The organism is Collinsella sp. AF37-9, from assembly GCF_003475115.1.
GTDB lineage: Bacteria > Actinomycetota > Coriobacteriia > Coriobacteriales > Coriobacteriaceae > Collinsella.
In genome coordinates, this window is the sequence record NZ_QROQ01000001.1 from 151344 (window position 1) to 174345 (window position 23002).

At 59.4% G+C, this 23002-nt stretch carries 18 protein-coding genes and 1 pseudogene; 1 reads left to right on the forward strand and 18 read right to left on the reverse strand.

The genetic code is table 11. The features are described 5' to 3' along the window. Positions 1-209: 209 nt before the first annotated feature. From DW024_RS00690 to DW024_RS00725, 8 genes and pseudogenes are all read right to left on the reverse strand, one after another. Positions 210-1103, reverse strand: coding sequence for an ROK family protein (locus DW024_RS00690; RefSeq protein ID WP_118376701.1), 894 nt, complete (start codon positions 1101-1103; stop codon positions 210-212). Continuing rightward, a complete protein-coding gene (locus DW024_RS00695) occupies positions 1100-2677 on the reverse strand; it encodes a glycoside hydrolase family 32 protein (RefSeq protein WP_118376702.1) in 1578 nt (525 codons plus the stop codon). The genes DW024_RS00690 and DW024_RS00695 overlap by 4 nt, the downstream gene beginning before the upstream one ends. A gap of 187 nt (positions 2678-2864) precedes the next feature. Then, positions 2865-3623, reverse strand: a complete 759-nt coding sequence (locus DW024_RS00700) for a ChbG/HpnK family deacetylase (RefSeq protein ID WP_118376703.1) — start codon at positions 3621-3623, stop codon at positions 2865-2867. A 4-nt stretch (positions 3624-3627) separates the two neighbouring features. Continuing rightward, positions 3628-4479 carry an MBL fold metallo-hydrolase gene (locus tag DW024_RS00705; protein ID WP_118376704.1) on the reverse strand — a complete coding sequence of 284 codons (852 nt, stop codon included), beginning with the start codon at positions 4477-4479 and terminating at the stop codon, positions 3628-3630. Positions 4480-4583: 104 nt separating this feature from the next. Next, positions 4584-5783: a PTS transporter subunit EIIC gene (locus DW024_RS00710; protein ID WP_147352034.1), complete on the reverse strand. Its 1200-nt coding sequence runs from the start codon at positions 5781-5783 to the stop codon at positions 4584-4586. A 101-nt stretch (positions 5784-5884) separates the two neighbouring features. Further along, positions 5885-6112: pseudogene (locus DW024_RS10430) on the reverse strand (PTS transporter subunit EIIB); the annotation flags it as partial. Continuing rightward, complete coding sequence (locus tag DW024_RS00720; protein WP_117816802.1) at positions 6067-6993, reverse strand: alpha/beta hydrolase; 927 nt, start codon at positions 6991-6993, stop codon at positions 6067-6069. The gene DW024_RS00720 and the pseudogene DW024_RS10430, both read right to left, overlap by 46 nt. Beyond that, positions 6993-7913 carry an alpha/beta hydrolase gene (locus DW024_RS00725; protein WP_158572100.1) on the reverse strand — a complete coding sequence of 307 codons (921 nt, stop codon included), beginning with the start codon at positions 7911-7913 and terminating at the stop codon, positions 6993-6995. The genes DW024_RS00720 and DW024_RS00725 overlap by 1 nt, the downstream gene beginning before the upstream one ends. Before the next feature lie 258 nt (positions 7914-8171). On the opposite strand from DW024_RS00725, the gene DW024_RS00730 reads away from it, so the two are divergent. Continuing rightward, positions 8172-9155: a LacI family DNA-binding transcriptional regulator gene (locus DW024_RS00730; RefSeq protein ID WP_158572101.1), complete on the forward strand. Its 984-nt coding sequence runs from the start codon at positions 8172-8174 to the stop codon at positions 9153-9155. Positions 9156-9734: 579 nt separating this feature from the next. Here the strand turns inward: DW024_RS00730 and DW024_RS00740 are convergent. The 10 genes from DW024_RS00740 to DW024_RS00785 form a co-directional block, all read right to left on the reverse strand. Then, positions 9735-10727, reverse strand: a complete 993-nt coding sequence (locus DW024_RS00740; protein ID WP_118376709.1) for a PLP-dependent transferase — start codon at positions 10725-10727, stop codon at positions 9735-9737. 212 nt (positions 10728-10939) lie between these two features. Beyond that, entirely contained in the window at positions 10940-11911 is a 972-nt protein-coding gene (locus DW024_RS00745) for a LacI family DNA-binding transcriptional regulator (protein ID WP_233539171.1), read from the reverse strand. 116 nt (positions 11912-12027) lie between these two features. After that, positions 12028-12693: a DUF4956 domain-containing protein gene (locus tag DW024_RS00750; RefSeq protein ID WP_118376710.1), complete on the reverse strand. Its 666-nt coding sequence runs from the start codon at positions 12691-12693 to the stop codon at positions 12028-12030. Between the two features lie 3 nt (positions 12694-12696). After that, positions 12697-13488: a polyphosphate polymerase domain-containing protein gene (locus DW024_RS00755; RefSeq protein ID WP_118376711.1), complete on the reverse strand. Its 792-nt coding sequence runs from the start codon at positions 13486-13488 to the stop codon at positions 12697-12699. Next, positions 13475-15244: a CotH kinase family protein gene (locus tag DW024_RS00760; RefSeq protein ID WP_118376712.1), complete on the reverse strand. Its 1770-nt coding sequence runs from the start codon at positions 15242-15244 to the stop codon at positions 13475-13477. The genes DW024_RS00755 and DW024_RS00760 overlap by 14 nt, the downstream gene beginning before the upstream one ends. Further along, on the reverse strand, positions 15234-16778 hold the full coding sequence (pelG, locus tag DW024_RS00765) for an exopolysaccharide Pel transporter PelG (protein WP_118376713.1): 1545 nt from the start codon (positions 16776-16778) through the stop codon (positions 15234-15236). The genes DW024_RS00760 and pelG overlap by 11 nt, the downstream gene beginning before the upstream one ends. 3 nt (positions 16779-16781) lie before the next feature. Continuing rightward, a complete protein-coding gene (gene pelF / locus DW024_RS00770) occupies positions 16782-18209 on the reverse strand; it encodes a GT4 family glycosyltransferase PelF (protein WP_118376714.1) in 1428 nt (475 codons plus the stop codon). Next, on the reverse strand, positions 18206-20086 hold the full coding sequence (locus DW024_RS00775; protein WP_118376715.1) for a DUF2194 domain-containing protein: 1881 nt from the start codon (positions 20084-20086) through the stop codon (positions 18206-18208). The genes pelF and DW024_RS00775 overlap by 4 nt, the downstream gene beginning before the upstream one ends. Next, positions 20083-20988, reverse strand: coding sequence for a tetratricopeptide repeat protein (locus tag DW024_RS00780; RefSeq protein ID WP_118376716.1), 906 nt, complete (start codon positions 20986-20988; stop codon positions 20083-20085). Before DW024_RS00780 ends, DW024_RS00775 begins: the two co-directional genes overlap by 4 nt. After that, positions 20985-22943, reverse strand: a complete 1959-nt coding sequence (locus DW024_RS00785) for a DUF4118 domain-containing protein (protein ID WP_118376717.1) — start codon at positions 22941-22943, stop codon at positions 20985-20987. The genes DW024_RS00780 and DW024_RS00785 overlap by 4 nt, the downstream gene beginning before the upstream one ends. Positions 22944-23002: the final 59 nt, after the last annotated feature.

The following is a 23002-nucleotide window of genomic DNA, read 5'->3' on the forward strand; positions in this document are numbered from 1 at the left end:
ACGGCGTTCGATGACTTCATTGGCATGATCAGCGTACACAAAATGGGCGGTCGCAGCCGAGCCCCCCCCGCGTAGCGAGCCTCAAGCTCAAGCTGGGACAGCATCGTTGCGACTGCCCTTTCATCGTCGAGATAATCCTGAGGGTCACCACATATCTCAGGCCAGCGCAGCGGCGACGAACCCGCCGCCTCCTGCGCGCCCGCGCGAGCCTAGTTCTCCCCAAGCGCGCGCCGCGCGAGCTCCAGACAGCCCAAGATCCCCTGGTCGCCATCGAGCGAATTACCGACGACGTAGGCATCGAGATCATCCATCTCGGGAATGGCGAGATAGCCGTTGAGCAGCTCCGCAAGCTTGATGCGGGCTGGCGGCAGCAACGGCAGGTGATCGCCCACGCCCCCGCCGATGACGATCTTGCGGGGCATGTAGCACAACACGAACGTCGCGAGCGCCTGACCGAGATACCCGCCGATGAGCGCGACCTTGCCCGGGTCGTCCGCCATGCCAGCCGCGACGGGATCGCCCCAGCGCTTCCACAGGGACGGGCCGCACGCGAGGCCCTCAAGGCAGTTCGTGTGGAACGGGCAGGCGGACACGCCGGAGGGCATCGGGTCGGCTGGGTCGCGCGTAAGCGGGATGTGGCCCGCCTCGGGATGCATCGCGCCATGAAGCAGATTGCCCTCCACCAGCACGCCGGCCCCCACACCCGTGCCAATCGTGAGGTAAAGAACGTCGCGCAGGCCACGGGCGCACCCATACACGGCCTCGCCCAAGCATGCCGCGTTGACGTCGGTGTCGTAGCCAACCGGGACATCGATGACGGAGCGCAGGGCGCCGAGGACATCGACGTTCGACCAGCCGGGCTTGGGAGTCGTGAGCATGCATCCAAAATGAGGCAACGCCGGGTCGACATCGGTGGGCCCAAAGGCACCCACACCCAGGGCCTCCACGCCGCGCTCAGCGAACCAAGCCCCGCACGCCTCCAGCGTCGAGGTAGGATCCGCGGTGTCGATTCGGACGCGCTCCACGATCTCCCCGTCTGCGCGACCAGTCGCGCACACCATCTTCGTCCCGCCCATCTCAAGGGCACCCAGCAAACGACTCATAGCTCCCCCTTTTCCCCGTTGGCGCTCAATTTCCAGCACGTGATGCGCGCGCCTGGCACCCTGATGGCACACGAGCGGCTCCTCGGGTACCAGCGCGTGCTCATGACGAGCTCACCTTCATTCACAAAGACCTCAACCGAAGACGTATCGACCAAAATGCGCACCGACCGCACGGCATTGACGCGCTCCCAGCGCTCCGTGCGCCCGCAACTGGCAGCATTGCGACCGGCATCACGGAAACGCATCACGAACCGCATGAGCCTCTCGTCCGGATCGCAAGTCACGAATAGTTCGAGCTCCTCTCCCAGGACCACATGCATCTCATCGCCCACGTCCTCGAGCGCAATATCGCATGCCGTCGGTATCACGTCGAGGTGCAGCTCATCCACAGCTCGATGCGCCTGCCCGCGCAGGGACGCGAGCTCGCGCACGGGCCGCTGGAGCACAACGCCCCCATTCCCTGCCGTGAGCTCACGAGGCACCGTGAAACAGTGCTGCCAGCCCTCGACGATCGTCGGGTCGTTACCGTAGGTGGCGTCTTCGGGCATGCCCATCCAGCCCATGAGGATGCGGCGGCCATCCTCGGCCACGAAAGTCTGGGGAGCGTAAAAGTCGAATCCGGCGTCCCACAAGCGGAACGTCCCCAGCTCATAACGCCCGCAGATGTCGCCCGCAAAGGGCACGTAGCCCGACTGGTACACGTTGCGGTGCTCCCAGTCGCCGCCAAAAAGGCCCTGCGGTGAGAACGAGAGCACCTGAAGAGCATCGAGCTCAAAATAATCGGGGCACTCCCACATGAAACCGAAGCGCTCCGAGGACTGGATCCTGTTCTGCAGCCTCCATGTCTGAAGTTCGTCCGAGGCGTACACGAGCACCTCTCCGGCATCGCGCTCGCAGCTGGCGCCATGGCAGCGCACGAAGAGCTCGCGCCGGGGCGATGGCGAGGCCGGGACGGAGTCCTTTGCGGGTCCGGCCTCCTCCGCAGCCCCACGGCGGCGCGCCCCCAGCACCATGAGGTACCTACCGCACGGGGCGTCCGCGCGCCATACTTTGGGATCGCGCACGTGGCAGGAGAGGTCAGCTGGATAGTCCGCATTGCCGAGCAGAAGGCGCTTCTCGCCGAACGTCTCGCCGTCGGCGGTATCCACCATAACAGTATTTCCCTCACGCCCCGCGTTGATGTAGTCGTAGGCGCCATTCCCATCGGGAAGCTTGACATTGCCGGTGTAAAACACGCTCACGTGGTCGTCGAGCACAAGTGCGGAGCCCGAGTACACGCCATGGCAATCGAACGGCTCGTCGGGGTACAGCGCGCAGCCCTCGTACGTCCAACTCACCAAGTCGGAGCTCGTGCTATGACCCCACATCTTGACGCCGCCCTCGACGTCAAAGGGGGCATATTGGAAGTACGCGTGAAAGACGCCGTCCTTCTGGTACAGACCGTTGGGATCGTTGAGCCATCCCACGGGTGGCATCAAGTGATACGTCTGGGCCCAGGTGCGCGGCCTGCGCGACGCGGCGTCCTCGGCAGCCTTCACCAGCTGCATCAAGTCGCGTTGAAGTGCGTTGGCCATGAAGGTCCTTTCTCGTGTGATTCGTCTTCAGGTGCGTGAGGACGTGGCGCGGTGCGGATGCGGGGCAGCGCCTTGGACTATTTTCGAGGCACTCATCGCCGCTCCCTCAAACGCAAAGACTCAACCATGATGCCCCACCGAACCGAGCACAGTGCAGCGTCATCATCCGTGACATACCGAATTGAAGCTATAAAACTCGATAATCAATCAATTCGATTCCAAGCCGCGCAAGTTGATCGATCATGCCGGCGCTACTCAGTGCCTCAGCTTCGTAAGTTCGGCTTTCCGTAAGCGAAGAGTGCTCCATGATGTAAGCATCGAGGCACCCTGGATGGCAAATCGCCATTGCAGTCTCCCCTAAACTGATGGACGCCGCGCCATCGAGAAAATGCTTGCGCGCATCTTGAACAGAGGCGGCAGGGCGCATCGGCAAAACACGAACAATCGAACCGCCGACCCTCATTGAGTCACAACCGCGATCGGGCAACAAGCTTACAGGCAGTCCGAGCTTCTCGGCAACGGCTGCCGCCGCCCTCATAAATGACGGTGAAAGCACGGCATGAATGTCAATATAATCCGGGAGTCGTCCAAGTAAAGACTTAAGTTGATCGACCTGCAAACGGATCTCCCGGTATGCCTCTTCAAATGAAACGAAATCTTCCTCGACCGCTCTATACGCGGCGCTTCCGTGGAACTGCCCAGTTGACTCCACAAGTGACGGCACAAGGCTCGAATCAGATAGTGGCTCGCCGGCGCTAATGCACGCATGTAGACCGACTGCGACATCATGACCGGACAGCAACCTTACACCATGCTCCGCTGCGGGCATGTTTGCCATAACGCCGACGCTGCGCACGATTCCCGTATGCAAGGTGCGCTCAATCCCATAATTGACCGCTTCGCTAAATCCCAGATCATCAGCTCTGACCAGCAATCTTTTTGACATGTTCCTATCCCCTTCCCTGCGGAGCCTTGTCGGCACGATAGCTCACGTTACCTTCGCGCCCATCCACGCGGACTTCACCTTGACGAGTCACCATTGTTCGTATGGCGCGATACGCAGGCAGGGCGGCCGGACGAGGCAACAGATCCATGCACGACGGCGGAAGCGGCACGCGATCGTCATGACCCGATAAAATTGCGTCACATACCTCAATCACCGTCTCCAGCAAGAAGACCGGCGATTCGTAGGTACCGCGATTTCGCACGATGCGATCATAGCGACCATCCAGCACGCGCACGCTCTCGAGGGCCCTCCGATAGGTCTTCACATCGGTGGACCAATCCTCAAGCAAAATCGTCCCCGGCCCACATGCGTCGCCGAACATGGCAGCGCGTTCCTCCGGCACCAAAAAAATCATGGATCCGTGAGTGTGCCCTGGAACGGCGTACGCCTCAACGGTAACCCCGCCAAGGTCGAACACATCGCCTCCGCGCAGGGGCTTCAATGCCCGCTCCTCAAGATGGGGCTCGAGCTCAATGTTCGAAAATCCGCATCCAGCGACAAATCGCTGGCGATAAGAAATAGCGGCGTGGGCGCGATACACCGGAAGATCCATCAGGTTCATATGCGCCGAGCCAAACTCTCCCGCCCCCATCGCATGGTCGACATGCCCGTGAGAAAGAAGCACTGTGACCGGCAGGTTGGTAATCTGCCGAACAACGGCAGCGAGCCCGGGCACGCCACACCCCGTGTCCAAAAGAGCGGCACGGCGCGAGCCGCAAACAAGATACATGGCTACGCCAAGAGGATCGACGATGCGATACATCCTGACACCAATACGAATCACCGTATAACTCACGGGAAATCACCCTCCCACGGAAACCAAGCTCATCATGTGCCGCGACGCAACGAACATAAAGCGCCCGAAATGCGCATTCGCAAATCGGGCGCCACAACACACCTCTAAGACTGGCGACTCTTGTTGCCCTCAACACCGAGAATCATAATAAGCGCAAGCGTTACAACAAAGCCGATGCCACCGGAGATGCAGGCATGCACGAAGTTTGCCATGCTATCTCCCCCGATAAACTCGAGAACCACGGTGAAATTCGTATAGAGCGGAGCGTAGCAGGTGACACCCATGATCGCCGCGTACAGCGTGCCCACAAACGTGCCGATTGCCTGATACGCCAGTACACGCGGATAGCGAAGCAGGATGCCAAAGATGGTCGGCTCACCAACTCCCACGAGTGCCTGGGTAATGAAGCAGCTAAGTCCGAGCTCGCGGTCCTCGGCAGTCTTGGCCTTAATGAGAAAGCCAAGGCCGCAAGCGATCGAAGCAAACGTGGAAGCAGCACCCATGACAAAAATGACATTTTCATATCCTTGGGTCGCAAGGGTGCTCATGCCCAACACGATGATGGGAAGATGCATACCCGTGGCAACAAGCGGCATGAACAGCGCGCCGATAAGGGCGATTCCAACCGGACCGAGGACATCGTGAACCCACATGAGGGCGGACTCAATCGCAACACCCATAATGGCGCCGCAAGGACCAAGGACGCAGAGGGCAACCGGAGTCATGGCAAGAACGGTGAGCACGGGAACGAACAAGAGGTGAACTTGATCGGGGATGATGCGATTGAGCAGCTTTTCCACCTGTGCCTGCACGGCGGTGATGAGAATCATCGGGAATACGGTGGATCCATACGTGGTAAGCCACATGGGTATCCCGTAAACGGTGAAGGGCTTACCGGCTGCCACGATTTCCGCCATCGTCGGGTGCAGCATGATGCCGGCAATGAACACAGAGATCACGGTGTTGGAACCGAACTTCTTCGATCCCGTATATGCAACCGCCATGGGCAAGAAGTAGAACCCTGCGTCACCAACAAAGGTGAGCAGCTTGAATAGATCGCTTCCCTCCTGGACCAGGCCCAATGCGGACGGGCCCAGGATCATGAGGATCAACTTGACCAAGCCGCCCGCAACAAGCATGGGGATGACCGGCGTGAGGCAGCCAGTCAGCGCGTCAAGGATGGCGTTACCGACGCGCGCCGGCGTAAGAGGCTGCTTTTCAGCTTCCGTCGACTGCGAATCGAGGTTCTCGTCGACAGCAGCCTGATGCTCGATGCCACCGACCTCGCAAACTTCGTTGTACACATGGGTGACCGTGGGGCCAATGATGACCTGATACTGCTCTCCAGAGTATTGCTCCCCAAAACACCAGGTACCGCGCGGACCGCATCACGGTCAACGAGCGCCTGATCGGCAAGGTTGAACCTAAGGCGCGTCACACAGTGCGTGGCAAACGCCACGTTGGCCGCCCCGCCAATTGCCGCGAGTACTCCTTCCGCTGTCTTTTTGTAGTCTGCCATACCGTCTCCTTTCATCGTGTGGACTAAGCCCATTCTCCAGGCTCGACCACTACGGCAACAAAACACTATTAAAGAGATGCCTGATCCCGATGCGGCTCGTCGCGCCGCAACCATGCGAGGGCAAGCGGCACCCACGCCGCGGCATACGCATCTTCATCCTCAGCCTTTGCAGCAGAGGTCGGCTCGCAGAGAGCCATTCCATGTGGCCCCGTTGGGAATAGATGAAACTCGCAGGGAACGCCAGCATCTATCAGGGCCGCGGCAAACTGGCACGCACGAGCGGGATTAACCACTTGGTCCTCCGCGGTTTGCCACATGAATACCCTGGGCATATCAGGCCTCACTCCGGAAATCAGGTCGAAACGCTCATCGCATTCGGCCGCACCGTCGTTTCGCCCAAACAGGGCGCGCTGGATATATGGAATTTGCCAACGCATCTCTTTTGGACAGCTGTCAACAGCGCGAGTTGCCATATCCAAAGGGTTCACGAGCGGATAGCCAAGCACCACACCCGTGGGCGCGCAGTCACGCGGATCAACCCCAGGCACCTGGCTCAGCAAGTCCGGATCATCCCAATGCTCGGCAAGACACGCGGCGAGATGGGCGCCAGCTGAGAAGCCAACCACGTATATGCGAGATGCATCGATGGCATACTCTTGAGCATGAGCCCGGACCCAGGCCATCGCTTGCATAAGCGCAATCAAAGGGGCGGGAAACGTTGCTGTACGATCTATTACAAGCTCTTCGCCTGGCTTCTTTGGGCGCGATCGAAACAAAACCGGATATCTCAATACCGCGGTATGATATCCTGCGCCAGCAAAGCGCATGGCAACAGGCTCTTGCTCCTTTGTCGCATGCAATACATAGCCTCCACCAGGGCACACGATCACAAGCGGTCGGAGCTTCTTAACCTGATAAGAGATATTAGGTTCAAGAAAAAAGGTGCGCAGGGTCGATCTACCTTGAGCATCGAGCTTGATGTCGGTCGTATACATTACGCCACGCCCCCCTCATCAACGACCGCGGCAGTTGCCACACGGCGCACGAACGCAGCCGTTCGCATCAATACGTCCTTTGAAGCGCACGGGTCGTATTCACGCGCAAAAGCCTCATGAGTAAAGCCGTGGTGGCAGCCCTCATAGCATTTGTAATCTACGGCCACTCCGGCCTCGTCCAGCATCGCGGCAAAGCGCCGCGAGTCTTCGCAAAGCGTGTCCAAGCTGGCGGCGTGCACGAGAGCCGGCGGCCACACAACATCCGTGGCAAGAAGCGGAGACGCAACAGGGTCCAGCATGTCGGCCTCCGTCGCATATGCCCACGATGCGTACTGTTGCATCCTCGTTTGTGATAGCGCCGAGCCGGTATTCACGCTTGGCCGTTGAACGCTCAGGGGCGCAAGCGGCGGATAGTTCATGATGAGGCCACCTATCGATACCTCATCGGATCGAGAGGCCAAGACGCAAAGGGCTGCAGCAAGATTGCCTCCCGCGCTGTGACCGCAAACAATTATGGGGCCGCCTGTAAGGCCCATTTCGGATCGATGGGCGTCACAATACTTGATGACCTCCAAAGCCGAGTGCTGCGGGACGGGAAACTTGTGCTCCGGCCCCACGAGATAATCGACATTGAGAACCGTTGACCCAGTTGAACGTGAGAGGTCCCGGCAAAACGGGATATCGAGCTCCCAGTCTTGTAGAACATACCCGCCTCCATGAAAATTAAAAACGAGTGGCAGCGCCTGATCGCACGACCTCCCCTCAACTGCGCCATACCGATACACGGCTATTTCGCCGGCAGAAGTTTGGATTACGAAGCGCCGCGCCTCATTCCCTTCGGCCAATCTGCGTTTTATGGCTCCCAACTGCTTGTCCTTATTGACGCGATACGTTATTGCGTCATTGGAAGAATCAAACATGAGTGGCACCCCCTCGACCATCCGGCTCAACGTGGGAACGTTCCCACTGACGATTCTTATTCTGTATTCGATTTCATATTCAGTCAAGATAAACTTCGCGGAACCTTGTGATGCTACCGTTCGCCGCCATATATCAACCGCTCACGTTCAAAATGCGTGCGGCAACGTAATATGTAACCGAACACTTTTTGCCCGCCACGCGCATCCGCTCGCGAGTAAAGGCACCTCATGTCGTTATCGGCGATTGGACTATTCGGAATGAACATCAAAGATGTGGCCGCCCTGAGCGGCTTATCAAAAAGCACGGTATCTCGCTATTTAAACGGCGGGAGCATATCCCAACAGTCCGCAGACAAAATCGCCGCCGTCATCCAGCAGACCGGCTTTCAAAGCAATATATTTGCCAGCCGTCTTAAAACAAATCGAAGCTACTTGATTGGTGTTCTCATTGACGGATTCGACTCTCCAAGTGTAAACCGCGTGCTCTCGACCATAAGCTCAGCGTGCCACGATGCCGGATATCAGCCATTCATCATGATCGACGAAACCGGCGAGGATAACAAAATCGCGAATATGCGCGCGCTCATTCAGCAGGGAGTCGATGCCCTCATACTGGGCACGGCGCTCATCACCGAGGGGCACCGTGACTTTCTATCGCGCATCAAAGTGCCCACCATCATCCTCGGGCGGACTTACGACGCCCTCCCCTGGTGCAAAATTGACGACTACTCGGGAGGTCGCCTCCTGGGCGAGCACGTCGCACGGCAACACCCAGAGCGCCTTGTCTACCTATCCATGGGTTCCGATGACCCGTCGGCAGGAGAAGAGCGCTGTAGGGGCGTCTTGAGCACGCTATCCTCTGATACCCAAGTCCGCGTTATCGAGGTCGATCATGTCGACAACCATGGCTATGCATGTGCCGCTAAGGCGCTTGAATGGAAGCCCGACTACATTGTTTCCGCATCAGATGGGTTCTGCCTGGGAATCTTCTCCGCACTCGATGCCAAAGGACTTTCCGTTCCAAGGGATATACGAGTCGCAAGCTTTGGAAACCACGCCTTCAGCAGCCTCCCATCAATATCTCTCACCAGCATTGCATACGATTACGAGGCATTGGGACGAGATGTGGCGCTTAAGGCAATCGAGCTCGCAAGCGGAAACTCGATCGAACCGGAGTGTTGCGATTATCCGATAGAGCTCATCATACGAAAAAGCAGCGTTCGGCCAACAACGAACCGGTAGGCGAACGACCTTATTTTCACCGAACGCCGCAGGGCGACAGCGTGAAAACGGGCTATAGGACAAAAAGCGTGTCACGAGGGAACGCCTGCCCCCGGATGCCAATCAAGCCAGAACGGGTACGGATCCCCGTGGTGGAGCCCCCACACGGGCCTGTCGTCCCACTCCGAGCTGCCGTCCTCACGCTTCGAGGAGGCCGAGTAGGTCCTATAGAGCAGGCCCATGTCGGCGTCGGCGGGCATCGTCGCGAGCTTCTCCGCGGCCGTCCTGGAGTCCACCAAGAGCATGTCGCACCACCAGAAGACGGCCTCATCGCCACCATCAACGCAGAGTAGTCTGTTTAGGGCTGTTTAATAGTCCGCCGCGCTTACGAATTGAGTTGCGTGCCACAAAATGGGCCCATCTACTACGTTTAGCCGAATACCCTCGACCATACCGGATATTAAGAAAACAAAACCACTGGTAGAAGGCTTGACGATTTTCAAAAAATGTGGCTATGGTCGACCCCTAGAGGTTAAACGTGGTAGATAGGCCGTTTTCGTGACACGGCACCAGGGTAGCTTTTTGGGGCGGGCTTTTTAGCTACTTTTTGAAGGCGTTGTCTAGGGTGGCGGCTACTTGCAGGGGGTTGTCGGTGCCGGCGAAGAGACGGATGGTGGCTGCCCGCTTGCCGCATGGAGCTGAGAGGCGTGTCGCTGCGCCGCCGGCGGGTGATGCGCGGAACTCGTCGGGCAGGGTTTCGAATAGATCGGCTGCCGTGCGATGTATCAGGTCGAACTCCACTGCAGGGCCAAAGCCGTGTTCCAGGACACCCGTCGCCACCGCGTGATCGGGATGCGACGCCAGACCGGGATAGCGCACGTTGCGCACCATTTCATTCGCAGCCAGGTACTCCGCAAGAGCGCGGGCACGGTCGAAGTGGGCCTGCATGCGGGCTTCGAGCGAAACGAGGCCTCGCTCCAGCACGCCGGCCTCATCGTTGCCCAAATCGAGCGTGGACAAACCGCAGCTAGCAAGCACCGCATGCGCACATTCACCCGCAGCATCCATACGATGGCGCTTGAGCTGCGAGCGCGCAACCGAAACGGCCACCAGGTTTCGCGGCCCCTCACCAGCGCACACACGGTCGAGTGCCTCGAGCGACAGCACGGCACCCAAACGCAGCGGATCGCACCCAAAGACCGACGAAACGGTGTTATCAACCACCAGCAACGCACCACACGCACGCGCCGCCCGCCCCAACGCGCGAAGGTCGGGCACGCGCAGGCCAAAGCCGCCAATGGAGTTCACGAACCACCACAGATGCGGGGCCTCAGCGTCAAACGAATCGGCAAAACCCTCGGACGCAGCCTCAAACGCCGCAACGGACAGCTCCCCCACCAGCACTACATCGTGGACCTCAAAACCGCGCGAAAACGCAGCGGCGAAGTCATCCGCGAAAGCCACCAGACGGTCACCGGGACGCACGATACCCAGCAACGACAATGCCGCCGGCACATGCGGTGCCGCCAGCAACCGAGCCTCGCGCGCACGGGCACGCGCACTCCATGCCTCTTCGAATCCCCGCACGTCCATACGGCACCGTCCCTTCAAAAGCAAAAACCCATGACACGGGCGTTCCCCGCATCATGGGTAACGGCTGCAGTATAGCGCCAGAGCGCCGCCAAGCGCTCCGACAGCCCACGACCAAACGCCTAGAAGCCAAGCTTGTGATAGCCGATCAGAATCTGGAGGAAACTAAAGGCCTTGCTGAGGGCTCGGAAAGAACGGGCAATAATGCCCGCCGGCTACACGCACATGAGCTGATGATCCAGTTTGAGCGCGCGCATGCCGCGCTCCCCCTCCACGCCGTCAACCACGTCGAGCAACATACTCGTGGCCTCAACGCCACTGGTCAGATAGCCGTAATGCACGGTAGGGATACCGCCCGTCAGCGCACGCAAAAAGGCGTTGTCGCCAAAACCGCTCACGCGATGGGCGCCCTCTCCCGCGCCACGCACCTCATCGATCGCGCGCAGGGCACCGGCGGCCATGGTATCGGTCGCACAGGCAATAAAGTCAAGATGCGAATCGGCCTGCAGCAACTCACGCGCGGCACGATAGCCGGAATCCAACGTAAACGAGCCATAGCGGATCATCGCGGGGTCGAGCTCAACGCCCGCAGCAGCCAGACCGGCTTGCAGACCGTGACGGCGATCGTAGCCGGCGGCTTGGTCGTCCTCGGTAACGCCGACGTAGCCGATCTTGCCCGTCACACGCCCAGCCAACGCCCGGCCCAGCTCAAAAGCAGCCTCATAGTCGTCGTGGTACACGCAGGCCGCGCCCTCGACGTTTTGGCCAATCAGCACCATCGGCACGCGGCAGGATGCGATGGCGTGGCGATGCTCATCGGTAATCATGGTTGCCACGAGCACGATGCCGTCAACCGGGTGGTTCTGAAACAGGTCCAGGTACTCGAGCTCGCGCTCCGCCAAATTGTCGGTATTTGCCAGCAACATCTGGTAGCCGCGGCGGCCGAGTACCTGGCCAATACCGGCGGTAATACGGCTCACCGATTCGGAGTTGATCTTAGGCACGATGACGCCGATGAGCTTGGTAGACCCCGTGCGCAGCGCGCGGGCCTGGTTGGAGCGCACGTAGCCGGTCTGCTCGATCGCCTGCTTAATGCGCTCGGCCTTATCTGCCGAAATATAGCCACCGTTAAGATAGCGCGAGACCGCGGCGCTCGAAACGCCCGCCAGCTCGGCGACATCTTTCATCTTTACCAATGGTACCCCTGTCATTGAAATCGCTTTCACCATGATAGCCATAAAGGCACTCCAGATGAATTGATTTCACCCAGGTCGAAAAAACGTCAGCGAGCGCCGAAACCCAACTAACCGTGATACTCACCGTTGTATTGGATGAGCGTGAGGTCCTCTACGCCGTCGAGCGCACGGATCGCGTCCGCATAGGGCATGTCAACGCCGTCCGAGAACACCTCCACGGCCATCTCGACCTTGTCGCCGCGCATGGTCTTGGACTTGACGGAAAACTTGGTGCGCCCAAACGCGCGCACGATATCATCGCCGGTAGTCTGGCCCGTGTAGTGGATGACCATCATGTACACGCGCGCCTTGTCTTGGTGGCTCGCGAAGCCGGCAATCATCACCACGATCACCACTGCCGTGAGCCCCACGAGCGCGTACATGCCGGCACCCGCCGTAATGCCCGTGGTAATGGCCCAAAACAGATACAGCAGGTCGAGCGGGTCCTTAACCGCCGTACGATAGCGGACGATGGACAAAGCACCGACCATACCGAGCGAGATGACCACGTTCGTCGAGATCGCGAGCGTGACCATGCAGGTAAGCACGCACATGCCCACGAGCGTCACGGCAAAACTGCGCGAATACACCACGCCGGTAAAAAAGCGCTTGTACACGCAATAGATCAGGATGCCCATGGCGAGCGCCACGAGCAGCGACAGACCGATCTTGGCAGGGTCGACCTGGCCAAACGCTTCCAAGACGGAGTTCTTAAAAAAATCCCTGGTGCTCATGGTCTAAATATCCCCTCGGTTCTCAAAATCCGATGCCCAGTAGTTAAAACCGCGCAGGTAGGCGGTCTTTTCGTAACACAGGCAGTACTTGGAGACCGCCGTAAGCTCGGCCGCGCCCGGCGGCACCATATCGCGCACCAGCTGCGGGCAAAACTCCGTAAACTTGACCTCCATCACCAGCTTGCCGGGCTCCAGGACCGGCAGCGTGGGCAGCGTCGCGTCAAAGATATCGAAGCTTCCCACCGCGGCACGCACGTTCATGTCAAACGTGATGCGCACGGTGCCCTCATCCATCACCCACGGCTCGCGCTCGTAGTCCACGATGGTCCGCGGGCGCATCACGTTGCAGATGCACTCGACGTAGAACTCGCGGCAGAGCGGATAGGGGCTCGTCAGCAAAAAATCGTAGTCTCCGGCCAGAATCTGCTCAAACTCGCCACGCGTGAGCGGCGCGTCCTCCTTATAGATCCAGCTACCGTACTTCTTTTTGCGCTCGAGCTTAATCACCTTGTCGCCACCGTTATAGATGCGCACGCGGTACTTTTTGCGCATGAGAATACCGGCGTCTTTTTCCTCGTAGGCCGAGTTACAGTAGTCGTCAAAGTACAGGCTGCGAATGGTGTAACCGCCCGCCTGCGCATGCTTGTCCAGCTTAAACGCCGGCGCCATGCGACAGGCAAGCGCGGCGTGCTCGCCCTCGTTAATGAGATATTTGAGCTCGTGGCGGTAACGCTCTTGCGTGGTACGCGCAGGCGGGGCCGCCAAGCGCTCAAGCAGCGCGCTAGCCCTCCTCATACGTGTCCTCCACGACCTTACCGCCGTCCTGCACGTAAAAACACTTCATGCCGTACTGTTTGCCGTCGTCAGTCACATAGTAGTCAAACGCATCTTGCGTATAGTCGTCGGAGTTGGTAGCACGCACGCGCACAAAATACTGGCCGGCATCGGGCGCATCGCAGGTCGCCTCGGGCAGCAGCACGTCCTCGGCCTTAAAGATCACGTCCTTGATGGCGTAGTCGCGCGCCAGCTCCACGGTGTAGCGAATGTCACGCGCTTTAAAGTCGTAGGAGGCATCCCAGCCAATGCGCAACTTACCGTTATCGATCTGCGGCACGCCAATGTAGAACGGCATTGGCTTCTTATAGCTCTCGCGAAAGCTCTTGTAGTTCTCCTCGATCTCAGAGGGAATCGCCGCGGCAATCTGCTCGTATTCGTCCTTGGTCACGGGCAGATTCTCTAGGTCGGGCGCAGCAAAGACGAGCGACTCCGTCACCTCGCGATAATGCTCGATCATCTTGCTCAGGCGCGCCTCGGTCATATACGAGCGCAGATCCTTCACGGCGCTATCGAGTTCGCTGCGGAATGACTTGCTGCGCAACGCGCGGTTAAACAGCACGTTGCCCCAGTAGTTGCTCACGCCGCGCTCCCAGCTCGCATAATCCGAGAACCCCTTCAGGCTCAGCTCCAGCTTGCGCAGCATGCCGTCGTTATCCCAATCCAGGATGTACCAGACCTTGGAGTTAAGCGGGCTGTACAGATAGCAGTTACGGTTCTGCGTATCGCAATTGCCCGTCAAGATTTGAAACGCCATCCAATAGACCAGATTCTCGGTATCAAAGTAGGTGTCGAGCACATCGTCGATCTTTTGCGCATCGTCGTTGAGTGCATCGAGCATCTCGATTAACTTGGTATGGTCCGAATCGCCCTTAATCTCGAGCATGCCCTCAAACGCCGTCTGGTTATAGTCAGGGTCATCCGCCAGTTTGATGGTGTCTTCGAAGCGATGGAAATCGAAGCTGTTCACCTTATACAGGTCCCCGCTCTTATCCAGACCGTGGGCCTTGAGCGCCGTCTTGTTGAGCTGCTCCACCTGCGTAAACAGACCGTAGTCCTCAAAGGTATCGTTGGACTTTTCGGTCTGGTCGCACACCCATAAGTGCACAAACTGCGTGCGCAAGCCCATCATCTGGGGAATCCCACGGATGAGGTCATAGGCCATCTTGTTGCGAAAACGCATACCCTCGCCCATGTGCTTGTTAAGCGCAATCGCGCGCTGATGGCGCCAGGTACCCTTGCCCTTTTTGAGCTCTACCTTGTAATTCTTTTGCGAGTTCATGCTCGACGTCTGGCCGCGCACCTGCACGGTAGCATTGGGCGCTTCCTCGCCATAGCCGACCTCGCCGGCCACCGGGCCGTCTTCGTCACCCGCCTGCAGCAGGCCCATAACCTGATAGCGCGTCACGCCCATGTCGGCATAGTCGTAGACCGAGTACGTATTGATCTCGGCCCAGCTATGGTCGGTATTCTCGGAGCTGTTGCCGCGAGAGACCGTCAGGTACATGGTCACAATGCCCGAGTCGTCGTAGACCTCATACAGCTCATCCTTGTCGCGAAGATGCTTGGTCTTGCTAGACGCATCGGCCTTGTTAATCTTGTCCTGTTTTTTGACCTTTTTGGTCGAGGTTTCGTCCTGCGAAGAGCAGCCCGAAAGCAGCAATGCGCCGGCAGCCGCCTCAATCAAACGGCGACGCGATATCATCCTATCGGTCATCAGAACCTCCCCAATGGTTGCGATACACGCGGACCACCATGCGCTCAAACGCGCCATGCGGCTCGCCGTTTTGACAATCTTCCTCGTAGCGTTGCTCGGCACGGTCGAGCATGCGGCCCAGCTGTGTAAAGCGACCCATTTTGTCGGTCGCCACAATGGGCTGCTGGCTCAGGATACGATACGGCAAGTTGGCGGTATAGGTATCGAGCCGCCGCAGCGCCACGATAAAAAACACCGCCGCGCCCAACAAAAAGCCAAAGCCGTAAAACTGCTGCGGCAAAAGCAACGACACGGCGGTCGCCAGCCCAGCCACACCAGCAAACAGGCCCGAGGCCAGCACGGCCCCCTTGTAGTCGGTAAAGTACAGCAAGATCAGCAGGATCGTGTTGCCCACGGCATACAGGCCGTAGCCCACGCACAATGTACGGAAATACCCATGCATAAGGTTGTTAAAGCCCAGCGGCAGGGCCGAGAGCACTGTGGTCTCGAGCGAAATGACCGCTGCGGTCACAAACAGCTGCTTGAGCGCACAAAACCGCAGTTCTCGGTTGAGCGTGGCAAGCATTTCCTCCTCGGCCACCACAATGTCGCCCACCACGCCACCGTCATTGAACAGGCTGTAGTAGTCGCGGTAGCGCGGATAAAAGTTGACCTCGACCGAGACCACAAAGTTGACGGTCGTGACGAGTGTGGTCAAAAACGCAATGAGTGCCGGCACGTCATGGTAAGGAGCCCCGTAAAACAGGCCTTTGATCTGCACGCCAATAGGACCCGCCCAGATAATAACCAGGTGTGCGAAAAGCCCCAAGTTGGTAAACAGCCCCGTAAGCGCAAGCGGCATAAATTGGTCGAGCCAGCGCAAAAAACGCCAGGGACTCCGGTCACTCTGCGGAAAATACCGGTAAAGCAGCACCACGTCCCAGACGAGCATGACGCCGTAGCCCAGAGCAACTGATGCCAACAGGCCCTCGACCGGCGGCAGCCCCAGTGCCAGCGCGGCTAGGGCGCACAGGCACGCCACGCCAATGGCGGCCGCAAAGCTGCACAGGATGCCGCGGTAGTCTTTGATGGCCGTGAGATAGCTCATGCCGTTCCAGTTGACGATCATAATGTTGAACAGCCACAGGCATAGCAGCCCCTGCAGCAGCGTGGCGCCCGAGAACAGCAAAAAAACGCCGTAGAGCACCGTGCCCGCAACGAGCATGACAGCATTGGAGCCCCAAAACGAAGGCAGTATCTCATCCTCGCGCTCGGCAAACAACATATCAGCCAAAAAGCGCGTGACCGGCATGGAGAAAAAGCTCGTGAGCGTAAGCGAGGCCAGCAGTGTGTAGGTCACCATGCACACCAGCAGATCCTGGTTGGCACGGCCCACACCCCACAGACCGCACAGCACCAAAATACCCACCTGCAGCAGCACACCCAGCAGCATGGGGCCCGTGCATACGATGCCGGCGTAGCCGTAAGCGCGCATCGTGGCAAACAGGCCCTTGCGCCTAAACAGGCGCTTGAGCTCAAAACCAATTCCGGCCACCGGCTACTCCCCCTCTCTGGGCAGGTTAAACGCACACGCCGTCTCGTCGTACAGCGCGCGATAGTTGGCGAGCATCTGCTCGTGCAAAAAGTACGTGGCAACGCGACGCTGCCCGCGCTCCCCCATCTCAATGCGACGGGCGCGGCTCACGCACATGCGCTCCATGGCATCGGCCAAGCCCTTGCGATACATGGGCGGCGTCACAAAACCCGCCACGCCAAAGTCGTCGCCCGGGGCGCCTTCGAGCAGCTCGCGACAGCAGCCCACCTCGGTCGTCACGCAGGGACGGCGCGCTGCAAGCGACTCCAGCACGCTGAGCAGCTGGCCCTCGGAGATGCTCGTCAAAATGGTAAAGTCGAGCTTTTCCATGTACTCGACCACGTTGACGCGGCCGGTAAAGATCAGGTCGCGCACGCCCAGGGTATCGACCAGCGCGTGGCACTCAGCGCCGTACTCCTCGTCGTCCACGCCGCCCATAATGTGCAGGCGCACCTTGGGCAGGCGCTCGTGCAGCTCAAAGAACGCATAGATCATGGTCTTGACGTCCTTGATGGGCGCCAGGCGCACCACCGCGCCAATGTCCACCCAGCCGTCATCGGGCTTTAAGGGAATGTCCTTAAAGCGGTCGAACTGGATGCCGTTGGGGATGACCAGGCATTTGTCCGCATCGCAGCCCATATCGACCTGCGTCTTGCGGGCGTTATGGAACAAACTCGTCACGCGAAAGGCGCGGCGGTAGATCTCCTCCGAAAGCAGGTAGAAAAAGCGAATCCAGCGATCCTTAAACGACGGCACCACCCAGTCAGCGCGAATGATCTCTTCCTCGCGCTCGCGGGTATAGATGCCATGCTCGGTCAGCAGCACCGGCGCATGGTGAACGCTTGAGCCCAGGCAGGCGAGCAGGCCACCGTAGCCGGTCGAGATGGCATGGTACACATCGGCCACCGGCACCTCGCTGCCCAACAGGTAGAGCACGGGAAGCAACATGGAGCGCATGGTGTGGAATGCATCGGCAAAGGGCGTGTAGGGGTACTCGGCCAGGCACACGTCGCGGAAGATGTCCATAAACGTTCGGCTCTGCAAAAACGAGAGCGGATGCACGCGACGGCGCTGAAAGATATCGAACAGCACGTCCCAGTCCGGATTGGAGAGCGACACCAGGCGGCGTAGCGCCTCGCGCTCGCGGTCGTTAAAACTGGCTTCATGTTGCTCGCCCGAAAGCCGCAGAGCATCGTCCAGGAACACCTCGTGCACCTCGACCACGTTGCCGGGCAGCTCGTAGACAAACTTGCCGCGGTCGGCAGCATGCGCGCCGATCACCCACAGCACAAACTCGTGCTCGGGCATGGCCTGGATGTAGCCGTGCATCCAAGTGGACACGCCGCCGTGCACATAGGGGTAGCAACCCTCGAGTACCAAGCAGATTCTCATTTGTCGCCACCCTCCTTGCGCGCAATGGTCACCGTCTTATCCGTGGCTTTAACCAGGTACAGATCGCCCGTCAAATGCGTAATCTCGCCACCCGTGACTGCACCCGGCTCGCCGTTGTTGGCGCGGAACATAAGCCACGCCTCGTCGTGGAAATTGCCCAAGTTGAGCGTCCAGGCATCCGCACTTGTATCCACGCTCACCGTCACGGACGAAAAACGCTGGATAGCGCCCGAGCATTCCGAGCCGGTCTGGCGACGCAGGTCGGGAGCAGACTTGGTAAGCCAGTCCAGGTAGTCAATCAGGCCGCCCTTGTAAACCTCCCAGCCCTCCTTGGCGCCGCGATCGGGATCAAGCAGGTCGTCCGGATGCATAAAGTGCGTGCTCACGTAGTGCATGTTGAGTTCGGACACGGCAGCCAGGCGCATGTAGGAATCGTCGACCATGCCGCCCGAGACAATACGCGGCTGCTCCACAATGCCATCGCTCGCCACGCCAAACTCCTGCACGTACGGCAGGTCGGTGCCATCCTCAAAATACGTACTGGCGATGGTCTTAATGCGCGGAACGTCGGTGCCGATAAGCTTGCGCACGCGGGCCGAAAGGATATTTGACGGCGGCACGTAGACCGAGCCGTGCGCGTTAGGCAGCACCTCGTCCTGGAAAGCGATAAGCTCGTTGAGCGATGCGACAAGCGTTTCCTTGTTCTTCCACGTCTTGTAGTCGTACAACGTGCCGTAATCGGTGTCCCAGAGTGCCAGAGGCTGATGGTTGTAGCCGTGAAAGCCCAGCTCTCCGCCCATCTGCAACAGCATGCCGCCAAAGTAGCGGAACTGCGTGGTATCGGCCTGGCGCGCAGGCTCGGTCTGGTTGACCGCGTCCTCGTAGTTTTCGATCATCACGCCGGTATAGCGAATGCCGTATTTTTGCGCGAGCTTTTGCAGATCGGGCCACCAGACCTTGGTGTAAAAATCCGCAATGGAAAGGCCGTAGTCACGCTTAATATAAGTACCATCGCCCGAGGGAACGGGGCTAGGAAAGTCGTCCAAATAGAACACGGCGCTGTTGATGACCGGATAGGCCGTGGCATCACCCAGCAAGCTTATGGCCGAAGCATAGAACCCACGCATGACCTTGTCGTAGATGCCAATGTTGCACACCACGGTGTGACCACTGCCGCAATCGTTAGACCAAATGAGCGGCGTGCCCGCGTCACCGGTCTTTGCCCACACGTGCGCCGTTTCGCGCAATGAAACCGAAAGCGAAGAATCGAAGGGATCCGAGAACTCGTAGCGCTCTCCTCCGCCCAACATAAAGTCATCGCTCGGAACGATACTTTCGGCTGTCGCATAGTCATATCCGGCCGATTCGATACCAAGCTTGGAAGCAATAGCCTGCAGGTAGTTCGAGTTATCTGGAGTCATGCCCAGCATAAGCGAACCGCCGGCACTCACCCAACTCATAATGTCGGTCAGATGCGTACCCAGTCCGTCAAGCGAGGGCATAAGCACAATCACGCGATCGTAGGAGGTCAGCGAGGGAATGGCATCCGCGCCGTCCAGGGCAAGGTCCACGTTGCGGTGCGCGATCTTCATGTCGAGCAGGATCTGGTCGAACTGCTCCTTTACGTCCTCGACGCCAGCTTGATCGGAATCGGTAATGACCAGGCACGTGGGCTTTTGACCAAACATCGCCGAGGAGGCCGGCACCGCGTCGTTGGCGGCAAGCATCCCCAGCTTATGCTGGCCCGCACTGTACTGCACGCCGGCACGCTCCACCAGCAGCACGGCGGCCATGGCAATAAAGACCGCCCACACCACGAGCAGTCCCATCCAACGAAAGCGGCCTGCACGGTCGCGGATATGTTGCGCCACGCTCATCGGGCCTCCTCCCCGTCGCGCCAAAACGCCAACTTTTCGCGGTTGTCGGCGCTCAAATACACATGCTGCTTTTCGATCGCATCGATCACACGGTGGACCTCGTCACCGTCGTGGCGCATCACCGCCAGGCGCAGGCAAAGCATCCAAACCTCCTGCTCCTCGGGCACGTCGAGCACCAGCTGGTTGGTCACGGCCTGCGCCTCGTCGATCCGGCCGACATCGGCCAGCGCCGTCGCATATCGAACGCGCAGCTCAAAGGAGTCCTCGCGCTCGCGGCGGCGCGCAAGCAAGCGAGCATACTGCTGACGCTGAATCTGAGCCACGCGTCCCTCGGCCAAGCCCGAGTTCAAGTATTCACCAAGAAAATCGCAGTATTCATTGAGGTTTTGCGCGCTCGGGTCCGTCTTAAAGGCGCGCTCCAGCTGCTGTAGCTTAAGGTCGGACTCCTTGGAGATCTGCGCCACCGCTGTCGCGGCATAGTGCGCCACCTCAACGTCGTCGTTAAGCTTAGCCGCCTGCAGCTGCGCCAGGTACGCGTCGGGCTCCTCGGTGAGCATGGAGAGCATGAGGCGGCGCCGGTATGCCGGGTCGTTGACGATGAGCGCCTCCTCGAGCGGCACTACGCCCGCATCGTCCTCACCACTCGGCACCGGCATACTGCGATGCAGGTCGTCGTTGAAGCGCAGCGACTCCAGCGCAGACTCTTTCAGTCCCTCGCCAAACACCGCGCTGCGGACCGATAGCAGAACCACCATCAACGGGCCCCACAGCGGCATCAGCACTATCACAGGCAGCATGTGCCCGCGCACCGGCAGCAGGCCCAGCTTCATGAGCGTCCACAGCACCAGGCAAACCAGCGCATGAATCAGCAGCAAGACGGCAGCAACGACAAGCGAGATCAAGCGGCACCCCCCTCACCGTCACCGGTGTAAGAGATGTGCTGCAACAGCGCCACGATGTCCTCGCCGTCGACGGGCTCCACCGCAATCTGCTTTGCGCTCAGGCGCTCGCGGATAATGGGCAGATCGCACGCCTTTGCCTGACGCATAAGCAGGTAGAGCACGTCGCCGTCGACCAAGCCCGCCGCATCGTTCTCGCGGATAGCCGAACCAATCGCGCCCACCAGCTCGCCGACAGGCTCCATGCCCGGCACCACGCGCAGGAGCAAAAAGCTCCCCATCTTGCTATCTGCCAACGCCTGCTCCGCCGCGAGCTCTTGGCCAAAGGCCGCCTGCTTGAGCACGCAAGTGCCGTCAACGCAGCGCTTATCCTGCGCCACCGCCTCATAGTCAAAGGCGCGCCCCAGCGCGCTTTCGACCAAGCCGCACAAGATGCGGAACAGGTTTTGGTAATAGAGCGTCATTTGATTCTGAGCCGCACGTCGCACAGAGATCAACACGGCGGGTGCCCCGTCGCGCTCGATCGTGTATCCAAACATGGGCAGCCTCGGCGTCAGCTCGCGATTCACCCACAGGTTCGAACGACCCCCGCCGCCCAAAAGGGGCGCAAGCTGCTCAAGCGAAAACGAGCGCGTGGCGTCTTCGGCAATCGCGGGACTCGCCGCCACTAGACGTGCAAACGCCCCGCCCGAAACGTGGTAAATCGCCACCGAATCGTTTTCGAGAATCTCACTCATAAGCTCGCAGCACTTGCGGTAGATGTCGCGCGGATTAAGCACGTCGAGCTCTTGCGTCACGGCAAAGATCTTGCCAAAGCTATCGTGGCGCCCCACAATCTGGCGCTTGTATGTGCGCTTGTCCTCGATGGCATCGTGGTAGAGCTGCGTGAGGAACGTATTGCGATTACGCACGAGCTCGTTTCGGTTGCGCTCTACCTTAATGGCCTCGCTGTTGCGCAACTGCACATATCCGCACACTGCGCCCACCACAAAGTACGCGATAAACGGCAGCCAGTTGGAAGGCTCGTAGAACAGACCCTGGAAGGTATAGCCGTATTGGGTAAAGTAGCTCACGGCCAAGCCCACCGATGCCAACAGCGCCGCAACCAAGCCAAAGTCCAGGCCATACAGCGTACCAATGAGTACGACGTAGAGCAGGCGATAATCGAGCACGTTGAGCTGGGCAGATTGTGAGAACAGACGCTCCAGCACCTCGAACAGGACCCAGGCAACGCCCGTCTCCAAGCATTTAATAGGCAGCGTGCGCAGCTGGATACGGTCGATGGCGGCGCGCAAGGGATTGACCTTCTTTGCGCGGCCAGTATCCCAGCGAGCCTGAATAGTCGAGAGGTCGCGCAGCAAGTCGTAGCGCTGAAACCAGCCATAGCGAACGCGAACGACGTCGCTAGCGGGCAGGGCGTAGCCGGCAGAATCGCCATAGGTAACGGCAAGGCCGGGGAACAGCGCCTTGAGGGCCTCGCCCACCTCACCCGACGTGTGATGGAAGGTATCGGCAACGTCGAGCGTCTCAAAGGAGGCGTCCCAGCTGTCAAAGATGCGGCGTACCAGCACCGCGAGCTCCTCCGCACACAGCAGGGGAAACGCCGCATCCACCGCGCCCTGCAAAGCGACCGATCCGGTTAAGCACGCGTCGAACAGAGGCGCGAAAAACGGATCCTCCAGCGCAGCGGAGGCAGTGTAGAGGAAGGGCACGCGCAGGATCTTGGTTTGAACGCCCTCGCGAGCAGCGTAGTAGCGGCACAGGTCGTTGGCTGCGCGCGCGATAATGCCTTTGCCCGTTTGTTCTGCGGCATCGGTGGCATCCTCAGCGCCCGCGGGCCCGGCTACAAACAGCAGCTGAACCCGGCGCCCCATGCACGCACGAAAGACCGAGCGCAGCAGCTCGATATCGCCCACGGTATCAGTATGCGGGGTAAGGTAATTAGACAGGTAGACCACGCGGTCGAACTCGTGGTACCGTCAAGATTCTTTCGCAAATTGATCGAGGCGGCCTCGGC